The sequence below is a fragment of the Coleofasciculus sp. LEGE 07092 genome (genome assembly GCF_015207375.1).
Classification (GTDB): domain Bacteria; phylum Cyanobacteriota; class Cyanobacteriia; order Cyanobacteriales; family Coleofasciculaceae; genus LEGE-07092.
Window position 1 is genome coordinate 1 of sequence record NZ_JADEWY010000184.1, and the last position, 10364, is coordinate 10364.

General features: G+C 45.8%; 7 protein-coding genes. 1 reads left to right on the forward strand and 6 read right to left on the reverse strand.

Annotation, left to right across the window (positions count from 1 at the left end; translation table 11 throughout):
* Positions 1–139: 139 nt before the first annotated feature.
* Positions 140–826: a GDSL-type esterase/lipase family protein gene (locus IQ257_RS27380; RefSeq protein ID WP_193880881.1), complete on the forward strand. Its 687-nt coding sequence runs from the start codon at positions 140–142 to the stop codon at positions 824–826.
* 322 nt (positions 827–1148) lie between these two features.
* Here the strand turns inward: IQ257_RS27380 and IQ257_RS27385 are convergent, their stop codons facing one another.
* The 6 genes from IQ257_RS27385 to IQ257_RS27410 form a co-directional block, all read right to left on the reverse strand.
* Complete coding sequence (locus tag IQ257_RS27385; protein WP_193880884.1) at positions 1149–2216, reverse strand: adenylate/guanylate cyclase domain-containing protein; 1068 nt, start codon at positions 2214–2216, stop codon at positions 1149–1151.
* Between the two features lie 468 nt (positions 2217–2684).
* Complete coding sequence (locus IQ257_RS27390; protein ID WP_193880887.1) at positions 2685–4091, reverse strand: hypothetical protein; 1407 nt, start codon at positions 4089–4091, stop codon at positions 2685–2687.
* Positions 4088–4312 carry a hypothetical protein gene (locus IQ257_RS27395; protein ID WP_193880890.1) on the reverse strand — a complete coding sequence of 75 codons (225 nt, stop codon included), beginning with the start codon at positions 4310–4312 and terminating at the stop codon, positions 4088–4090. Before IQ257_RS27395 ends, IQ257_RS27390 begins: the two co-directional genes overlap by 4 nt.
* Positions 4313–4412: 100 nt before the next feature.
* A complete protein-coding gene (locus IQ257_RS27400; protein ID WP_193880893.1) occupies positions 4413–7154 on the reverse strand; it encodes a PAS domain-containing protein in 2742 nt (913 codons plus the stop codon).
* Between the two features lie 7 nt (positions 7155–7161).
* Positions 7162–9156 (reverse strand): response regulator, encoded by a 1995-nt coding sequence (locus IQ257_RS27405; RefSeq protein WP_228061081.1) that lies wholly within the window; start codon positions 9154–9156, stop codon positions 7162–7164.
* 176 nt (positions 9157–9332) lie between these two features.
* Positions 9333–10364, reverse strand: a 1032-nt coding sequence (locus IQ257_RS27410) for a response regulator (protein WP_193933380.1), incomplete at its 5' end; no start/stop codon positions are given.

A 10364-nucleotide genomic window follows, 5' to 3' on the forward strand; every position in this document is an offset into this window, starting at 1 on the left:
CTTGTCCCCTTGTCTCCCCACTCCCCATTCCCCATTGAAAAACCCTATTTTTATCAGTGCAGGGAATAGCGTACTATTGTGTAAACTCTTGCAAATGTGTCGAGTTGTTAACAATCGACTGATATAGATACTATCGTCTATGCAAACAGTTGCCCGTCCTAGTTTTCAGCCCTTTTATAAAACTGATCGACAGCCCCTAAAGCTAGTGGTTTTGGGAGACAGCCTTGTCTATGGCTTTGGTGATCCCGAAGGGGGGGGCTGGGTAGAACGACTGAGACGCCAATGGATGTCGCCCAGTACTCCAGGTCATGTCCTTTACAATTTGGGCGTTCGAGGCGATGGCGTCAAGCAAGTGCAAGAGCGTCTCGAACATGAGTTTCGCCGTCGCGGTGAATTGAAAAATCGTGTCCCGGATACGATTATTTTGTCTGTGGGAGTAAATGACTCTGCCCGTCTCGGACGTGCCGACGGACGAAATTATACCGACTTCGATGGGTTCGAGGCAGAATTGACAAACCTCCTCGACCAGGGGCAAAACCTGTGTCAAGTGCTATTTGTCGGCATGGTGCCAGTAGATGAAGCCAAGATGCCCTTTTTAGATTGTTTTTACTTCAATCATGCCGATCAATATCGCTATAAAGAAGCAACTCGCCTAGCTTGTCTGAGGCGTCAGATTCCTTATTTGGATATTTTTGATCTGTGGATGAAGCGGGGAAGTGATTGGTGGATGAAGCGTCTCTCTCCAGATGGTCTTCATCCTAACGTAGCGGGTTATCAGGCATTATTAGAAGATGTCCTAAACTGGGAATCATTCCGCCAACTCTGATGCAGTGGGGATGTACAACGAAGGAACAGCCTTAACACACCACTGACAAAGGGATTCACCGGGAAGTAAACACACGCCAGATAATAAAAACAGTAAAGGCAACATAGCCAACCACTGTTACCCAATCCTGCCAGTCAGCAGGAAGAATCAACGCGCTATCATTCACAGGCAACTCTCACCGCAAGCAATTTTTATGATTCCTATTTTACTAGTGCAGCGTGGCGGAAATAAGTGACCAGCTAAAATCCTCCTTGTCCCCCTTGTCTCCCTTGAAGTAGTCAAAAACTCCTGCCGAGATGCACTAGGTAGTGTGCCTTCCCCATCAGCAGCCGTTGCCAACTTTCCTCCCCGTCAGCCAATAGGTAATCATTTCCCCCTTACCCTTAACCGCGATCGCTCCCCGTTTCTCAAACTCATATTTATGGTTTAACCGCTCGTAAGTTGCGGCAGTCACTTGAATTTTGCCCGGTTCTCCGGTAGTCTCCATGCGAGAGGCAATATTCACCGTATTTCCCCACACATCATAAGCAAATTTTTTAAAGCCAATCACAGCGGCGACGACAGGTCCTCCCGTATTGATACCAATTCTCAAGGTTAAAGGGTCCCCATTCGACCATTTAAATTGAGCGATCGCTTGTTGCATATCCAGTGCCATCTCAGCAATGACTTCAGCATGATCATCGCGCACGAGAGGCACCCCCCCTGCCACAAAATAGGAATCCCCAATCGTTCTAATTTTCTCAACACCGTGTCGCTGAACTAGTTCATCAAAAGCCGAAAATATCTGATTCAGCAAATTTACCACCTCTCTGGGTGTCATTGAGCTAGATTTGGGGGTAAAACTAGCGATATCGGCAAACAGGAACGAGGCATCTTCAAATTGGGTGGGTGTAGCACTCGATCGCTCTTTCAACTCCTCAACAATCGCCTGGGGCAGCGTATTCAGCAACAATCGCTCTGACTTCTCCTGTTCGTTACGCAGAGCATTTTGCAACCCTTGGATATTCAGATGATTCTCAACGCGAGCAATTACCTCTTCCTGCTGAAATGGCTTGGTGATATAGTCTATGCCACCGACTCTAAACCCTTTAACCTTATCCAAGGCATCATCCAGAGCGCTGATAAAAATCACCGGAATTTCCTTGGTGCGCTGATCCGCCTTTAGCTGCTTGCAGACTTGGTAGCCACTCATCGTCGGCATATTGATGTCGAGTAAAATCAAATCCGGTGGAGCCTCCTGTGCTGAGAACAAAGCTAGTTTGCCATTGAGAGCTTTGTAAACTTTGTAGCCCCGATTCGTTAGTATGGCGTATAACACGCGCAGGTTATGGGGCGTATCATCCACGACGAGAATAGTTGCCTTGGGGGTGTTAGTTTGATCGGAATTCATGCTGCCATTCGAGCCTGTTGAATTAGGTCTATGACGCGATCGAATAAAACGTTACTGTCCAGTCTTTTAAGGTTTTAGCAAGGGGGACATCAATGGCGGGAATTTATTCGCACAAACGAATAATTTCACCCTCCAAGCATTGAATCGCTGCCTGATTTAGTTTTTCCACCCATTCTGCTGACATTCCGGACAAGTAACCTTCAAAAGATGGGTTAGCTGTCCTTTTTAGACGACTGGATAAGACTTTCAGCCCACAAAGCGTGGACTTAAGCTATTAGCCCGGAGTTAAAACTCCGGGCTGATTTTAAGATTTACCCACGAAGTCATCGCCACCGACTAACAAAACTAACTTTGTTAAGGTAACTTGAAGTCATGACGGAAGTTTAATCTTTAATTCCTTAAGTATCTAATCTTAACCTTGGGATTATAAAAAATAACTTCAATTTGCATAAACAGGCAAACTTGATCCTAGTCTTGAATATAGCTGTTGGCAAAATTGGTATGCAACGGTTTGCAGGAGCGACACAAGGCAGTTTTGCGATTTTCTAAAAGTTTAGCGACTTCGTTAATGATAAGGGTCACCATATTCGTATTGCAGCTTGCGAGAAATTCCTCTGATGCCATAATTCCTTGAAAAAAGTCCTGCGATCGCTGCCACATTTGTCGAATTCCATCAAACCCGATATACTCAACGACAAACGCCGTTAATGGAGAATTTTTTAAGTCGTAATTAGTCGTATCACTGCGCCCGATTGCCAGTAACTGCCATACTTCCTTTTCAATATCCGTTGTAGGTTGGTAGGGGTTGAGAAGACTGGGAAATGAATCGCCCAACCGACCTAAAGAAAATCCAGAATCTGGTAATTCTCCCATCATGATTGCCAAGGAAATATCTTGCCCTAACCGCAAAGATAGTGCTTCGAGGATGGCGTTCGCAGCAAGTTTGCTCTGTAAGTAAAGCCGTGACACCTCCAGATTGATCTCGGCTCGCTCGACTAAATCTTGATAGGTTTGGTCATCCGGTTCGCCTTGAAACTGTCTAAAAATCAGCTCTGGCTTCAGAAAATTCATAAATCCCCACATCTTCTGGATGGCGATTCGGTAATCTCGCACGGTATAAGAGCCAGATTTTTGAAGATTGTGGTTCGTTTCTGGCATCAAACTCCAGGTATTGGCTAAAAAAACAGCAGAACTGGGATGAGCAAAACCACCAACATCCCGATTAGATACTCTAACGGAGCGCTTCACCGTTTGCACAATATCCTCGTCAGTTAGCTGCAGATAGAACTGATGGTTAATCAAGTGCAAGCGCTGGTACAGTAAGTCGCTAGGACTTAACCCGGATTCAGATTTTGATCGAAAGGGAATCGTCGCTTCGATACAGGCGGCAATCTGAACAATGAGTGCCGGACTGAAACATGGTTCTAGCACCTTGGCAGCCACAACTGCACTCAAAAACTCATTTTGCCCTGCAAATGGGGACAGTTCAGAACCAGGAATGCAATTAAATACGGCTGCCACCATATCGAAAATGGCATCATCCGGCAACTCGGTTTGTTTCCGGATATACAATTTTTCTTGATCCTCTTGAATAAAGGGAGCCAAATATTGTGTGAGGTTGAATTGGACGCTGCCATCAACCTGCACATAGACAATATCGTGAAATAAAGCTGCTAATATTTCAATGGCATCTGTAGATCCACCGACTGCCAAAATATGCTCGATTGAATGAAAATAGCGCCAGCGTCCCGTCATGGTTTGAACAATCAGCTTGGTTATTTTAAAAAGCAGGGGCTTGGGGATTTTAATCTGTAACTGTGCGGTAGACCACAGGATTTTATCAAAGCACTGCTGGTAATCGTTTTCAAAATTCATAAAGCGTCCCCGACCAAGTTAAAATCATTAAACGGTAAAGAAGCTGCGCCTAGTCTATCGAGAGTTTGCCCAGAAACCAATAAGGAAACGGCAGGGGATAAGGGATATGAATTCAACTTTTGCCCCCGATCAACATTAGCTCCTTCATCAATCCATAATGAATTCTGTATATCCGTTGTTCTATTGGCTACCTCTTCCTTCTCCAGTAGTGATTGCTTCACTGCGTAGGATTGAATAAAGTCTGCACCCAGTCACTGAATCTATCTTAGACCTTCCTTAAAGCAGACCGGGAAAAAATCCACAAAACTCTACTCGGTTCAGCTAAAATCTAGTTAGCCACGCATTTTTGGGCGGTCTGACCGGAATTTCTACAAAAAACTCCGTCCCTTTCCCTAAAGCCGAGACACAACGGAGATTACCTCCATGTTTTTCGACCACAATCTGGTAACTAATGGATAAGCCCAAGCCCGTCCCCTTGCCGACCGACTTTGTACTAAAAAAGGGGTCAAAGATCTGTTGGCATACCTCCTCGCTCATGCCGGAACCGTTATCGGCAATCTGAATGACAACGGCTGGGGGATTGGTAGATGGAGATGTCTCAGGTTTTACAGAGGTATGAATGGTAATCCTGCGTCTCGTCTGTGTTTCCGGACTACTGAGATCTGACTCCTGTTCCAAGGCATCAAGAGCATTCGATAGCAAATTCATAAATACTTGATTTAACTGGCTGGCATTACAGGTGACTTTTGGCAATTGACCGTAATTTTTAAGAACTTCAACCGGTGGGTGATCGCCCTGTGCCCGGAGCCGATGTTGCAAAATGAGTAAGGTGTTATCAATACCCTCATGGATATCAACGGGTTGATTGAGCTGGGATTCGCTTTGTCTAGAAAAAAGCTGTAGCGATCGCACAATTTCATGGATGCGCTCGGCTCCCACTTCCATAGAGTTCATGAGTTGTTTCCAATCTGCTACGAGAAATTCCAAATCGATCTCTTCACTCAGAGCCTGAATTTCTGGAGTGGGCTGGGGATAGATTTGCTGGTAACATTCAATGAGACGCAGCAGGTTTTGGAAATACTCCTTGGCATGGATAAGATTGCCGTAGATAAAGTTGACAGGGTTGTTGATTTCGTGTGCCACTCCCGCCACCATTCGTCCTAAACCCGACAATTTTTGAGACTGAACCAGTTGTGCTTGAGCACACTGCAACTCCCGCAGCGTCTGTTCGAGCTGTTGTGCCTTTTCTCGTTCTCGGGTTTCCGACTCCCGCAACGCCTCATCCGATTGTTTGCGATCGCTGATATCTTTGTTTGTACCCGTCATTCGCAAGGGATTCCCGGCTTCATCCCGTTCAGAAATATTCCCATGAGCCGCAATCCACTTCCAGCCCCCCGATTTAGTCAGCATCCGACATTCCACATCATACTCAATACTTCTCCCCTCTAGATAAGCACTTAACCTCTCCATTACCCTTGGCTTGTCCTCGGGATGAAGCAGTTGCTCCCAGGATTGATAGGTATTCTCAATCTCGTTAACCTCATACCCCAGTATTTTTTTCCACTGTGGGTCATAATAGGTTTGTCCCGTCCCAATATTCCAATCCCACAACCCCAAAGCACTGCCTTCTAATGCCAGTTGCAAGCGTTCTTCACTAATTCTGAGGGCAGCTTCTGTCAATTTGCGCCCAACCAGTGCCCCCAACTGGGCGGCAACAGCTTGAACCAGCGCTAGCAAATGGGGATTGGGTAGGCATTGAGTACGGTTATAGAAAACCAAAACTGCCAGCACTTGCTTGTTATCGGCAATGGGTACGCCAAAACCGGTTTGAAATCTACCGGGTACTGCAACGGGCGATTCCTGATTCATTTTAGTTTCACCAACCGCTTCTATCCATTCCGGTTGTCCAGATAACCAAACTTGCTCCGGCAGTTCTACACCCGCATCCAGAGTGAAGGTTTCTCGATAGTGTTGAAATTCTTCTCCAGAGAGTTCACCCCCATAGCAACCCGCGCCATAGTTTAAAACTGTACCCTCATCAGCAGGAATCCAGGCTTCTCCAACATCCCAGCCGATGGTTTGACAAATTAAGCGCACAATCACATCCATTGCACTCGTTAACTCATCAGCACCGTTAACAGCTTGAGTGGTTGCCAACAGCAGACGGATTTCATTCTCTGCCTGCTTGCGAGTGGTAATGTCGGTGGCAATGCCGAGAATCTGTAGGGGTTTGCCATCGGCAGTTCTGGCAAAGACAGTATCCCGACTGTTTAACCAGCACCAATTCCCGTTGGCGTCTCGCATCCGGTACTCAATCTCAAAGATGTCGCCGTCTTTAGCGGTGTCAAACTGTTTGAAGTAGGCGGGGAGTTTCTCTAAATCCTCCGGGTGCATAAGATTGGGAAACACCTCACAACCCATTTTTTGCACGGCTTCTGGTGTGTAGCCGAGAGTTAGGGCAATTTCACAATTGGCATAGATGTTTCGCTGTTCTCTGAGGTCATGAAGATATAAAATACTGGGAGTGGCTTCGGCAATCTGCTCGATAAAGTGCTTACTCTGCCGCAGTGCCTCTTCCTTCTGCTGGCGATCGCGAATTTCCCGTTGCAGTAAGGTATTTTGCTCTTGTAGATTCTTTTGCAGGGCTTGCAGGGTGAGTTGATTTTCGATCCGTACTAAAACTTCTTCAATGTAAAAAGGTTTAGTAATGTAATCAACCCCACCGACTTGAAACCCTTTAACTTTATCATGTCCTTCACTTAAAGCACTTAAAAAAATAATAGGAATATCCTGGGTTTGAGCAGTCGCTTTTAACCGTTGACAGACTTCGTAGCCATTCATCTCTGGCATCATAATGTCAAGCAAAATCAAATCCGGAGGAGTGGTAATGGCTGCAGTCAATGCTAATTCTCCAGAGATAGCTCGTTGCACTTTGTATCCTTGCTCCATCAAGACATTGGATAAAAAACGCAGATTATTGGGTTGGTCGTCAACCACTAGAATTGTTATCTTAGTCGTATCGATTAGTCTGGATATTTTTCTGCGGTTCGTGGTAATATTCATTTTTAAGCTAGTTGATAATAGGTTCAGTGAGCTGTATAATTACATCTAGACGAAACTCTTTGAGTAACTCCATTAAAGTTTCAGCTAATGTCGCTTTGCTATCGGGGAGTTGTTGAATCAACTGATAAATAGACTCTTCATCCAGTTGATTAGCTGCCTGATGTAACTTGGCGATCCACCCTGAGGGCATTGCTGCCAATTCTGATTGGAAAACTTCATCAAATGTTTTAGCGATCACATTGATTCGTCGAGAGGTTATTGAGGATGGCGGCAACGCTTCATAAACGTAGCGAACTCCTAAGTATTCAGCTATTTTTTCAAAGATTATATCTTCTGCAAAGGGTTTCCGGACAAAATCATCCGACCCGGCTGCCAAAATTTCTACTCGCCGTTCTTCAAAGGCACTGGCAGTTAGGGCAATGATGATGGTTTTTAGAGGTTGAGCGGCTGGTGGATTGGTGGAGAGAGGCAAGTCTCTTTCCCGAGTTCTAATCTGTCGAGTCGCCTCCAATCCATCCATAACAGGCATTCGCGTATCCATGAAAATCAAGTGGGGTTGCCAACGCTCCCAAACCGCCACGCATTCAGCCCCGTTTTCCGCTTCCCGAACTTCAAAACCAATCGGTTCAAGTAACTTCAGCAGCAACAGGAGGTTTTCTTGGGTGTCGTCAACAATCAGCAAGCGATAGGGGGTTTGGTTTGACTCTAAACCAATCACTCGTCGCCGGGGTTTCGTGGCGATATCCGGTGCATTTGCCTCAGTAATGTTGATATTAAATTGAAATGTTGTTCCCTCCCCTAAAACACTGCTAACACCAATCGTTCCCCCCATCAGTTGGACGAATTTTTGGGTAATGCTTAAACCCAAACCCGTTCCTTCAGCAGCATTCCGTCCAGTTTCCGTCTGCATGAAGGCAGTAAACAAGCTATCGAGTTCTTCGGGGGCAATGCCAAGTCCGGTATCTTCCACTTCAAACTGAAGGATTTTAACAGTCCTCGGTGTAGATAACTTATCATTTTCTTTAGCCAAACTGCCCTTAGTCAGTAACTCATCCGTGATATCCCCTGCCACGCTGACTCGCAGCGTCACGGTTCCGAATTCTGTAAATTTGATGGCATTTCCCAGGAGATTAATCAAACAAACCCGCAATTTTTTGGCATCTGTTTTTATATACTGCGGCACATTAGCGTCAACACTAACGATAAGCTGCAATTTTTTTTGAATCGCTTTAATTTGGAACATTTCTTCTAAGGTATCGAGGAGGCGATATAAGTCAAAACAGCTCTCATAGAGCGAAATAATTCCTGCCTCGATTTTGGATAAATCTAAAACATCGTTAATTAACTCCAACAAATGCTCACCACTGCGATTGATGATACTTAAATAGTCCCGCTGCTCAGTATTCAGTTCAGCATCGCGGCTCATGACTTGGGTAAAACCCAAGATGGCATTCAGGGGAGTGCGGAGTTCGTGGCTCATGTTCGCCAAAAATTCACTTTTCGCTTGCGAGGCGTCTTCGGCGGCTTTTTCAGCTTTGCGCCGCTCTTGAATTTCCTGTTGCAGTTGTTGATTTTGTGCTTGGAGTTTTTGAGAGAGCCTGCGAATCGTCAGTTGGTTCTCAACCCGTGCCAGAACCTCTTCAACTTGAAACGGTTTAGTGATATAGTCAATACCACCAATGGCAAAGGCTCTAACTTTATCTAAAACTTCATCAAGGGCGCTAATAAAAATGACTGGAATTTCAACGGTTGTCGGATCGGCTTTTAGATGTTCACAGACTTGGTAGCCATCCATCTCCGGCATTCTAATATCAAGTAAAATCAGATCGGGGGGAGCCGATTTTGCTGCTCGGATTGCCATTTGTCCTTTAACGACACCCCGAACTTTATATCCTCGCTCGGAGAGGGTAGCTGATAAAAGTTGTAAATTTTCTGGTGTATCGTCAACAATTAAAATATTTCCTTGATTTTCCTCAGGTTGATTACCATCCATATGCATCATTTTGTAACTTAGGAATTATGAAGATTGTAGGTTGAGTTGAGCGACAGCGAAAGCTAACACTTTCTAGGGTAAAGCTGGGTGACTCTTCGAGAAGGCTGCTTACGTTCCAATGGTCTAGCCTACGGAATTTTGGCTTATTTAGAACTAGGTTGCTGACGCGCTCTTGGGAAGCGTCTCTACTCCTCCATTTCCTGTTTTGCTTCTTCAATTAAATCGATAATGCGATCGCACCGGAAGTTGTTGACCAAATCGGTTAAAGCGTGGGCTAGAGGGGTATGCTCGGCGGGAATTTGCTCGATTAGCTGGAACATCTGCTCGTTATCAATCGCATCAGCCGCCCGGTACAGCTCATCGACCCACCCTGCTGGCATTACCAATAAGCTTAAAGTATTCAACTCACCGCCTTGAGTACGGGCATGGGGCTGACGGCTAACAACCAACGGCTGCTCACGGTCTTCGCAGACGTAGCGCACCCCCAAGTATTGAGCCATCTTCTCAAAGATAACTCCTTCTCGAAAGGGCTTGCGAACAAAGTCATCACAGCCTGCTGACAAAACGATAGAACGCTCCTCTTCAAAGGCACTTGCCGTCAGCGCTAAGATGATAGTGGCTTGACCCTTCAAATGGGCTTTAATGCGTTTAGTGGCTTCATAGCCATCCATCACAGGCATCCGCATATCCATCCAAATCAAATGAGGGTGCCAACTTGACCACAGGTTAATAGCTTCTTGACCATTAACAGCTTCTTGCACGGAAAAGCCCACCGATGTCAGCAGTTTCGTCAACAGCAAACGACTTTCGAGGCGATCGTCAACCACTAAGATACGATAATCAGGTTGTCCGGGTTCTAAGCCAATGACTCGATAAGTTGGCTGAGTTGTTTCGATCTCCGATGCCCCAATCCGCTCCACCTCCACATCAAATTTAAAAACACTTCCTTTACCCACCGTGCTGCTAACCGTGATATCCCCACCCATCAGTTGCACGAACTGGCGGCTAATCGGTAAACCCAGACCCGTTCCTTCTAAGGATTGACGACCCGTTTCCGTTTGTACAAAGGCTTCAAATAAAGTGGAAATTTCTTCTGGCGCAATACCCGGACCCGTATCTTCAATTTCAAAGATGAGAACAGATTGGCTATTCAAGATTGCCCGATCACAAATGAGTCCTTGCTCCCCCGCTCCCCCGCTCCTCTGCTCCCCCGCTCC

What these genes read in the sequence shown, in the direction of transcription:
- IQ257_RS27380 (WP_193880881.1), top strand. Translation starts at nt 140, where the DNA reads ATGCAAACAGTTGCCCGTCCTAGTTTTCAGCCCTTTTATAAAACTGAT.
- IQ257_RS27385 (WP_193880884.1), bottom strand. Translation starts at nt 2,216, where the DNA reads ATGAATTCCGATCAAACTAACACCCCCAAGGCAACTATTCTCGTCGTG.
- IQ257_RS27390 (WP_193880887.1), bottom strand. Translation starts at nt 4,091, where the DNA reads ATGAATTTTGAAAACGATTACCAGCAGTGCTTTGATAAAATCCTGTGG.
- IQ257_RS27400 (WP_193880893.1), bottom strand. Translation starts at nt 7,154, where the DNA reads ATGAATATTACCACGAACCGCAGAAAAATATCCAGACTAATCGATACG.
- IQ257_RS27405 (WP_228061081.1), bottom strand. Translation starts at nt 9,156, where the DNA reads ATGATGCATATGGATGGTAATCAACCTGAGGAAAATCAAGGAAATATT.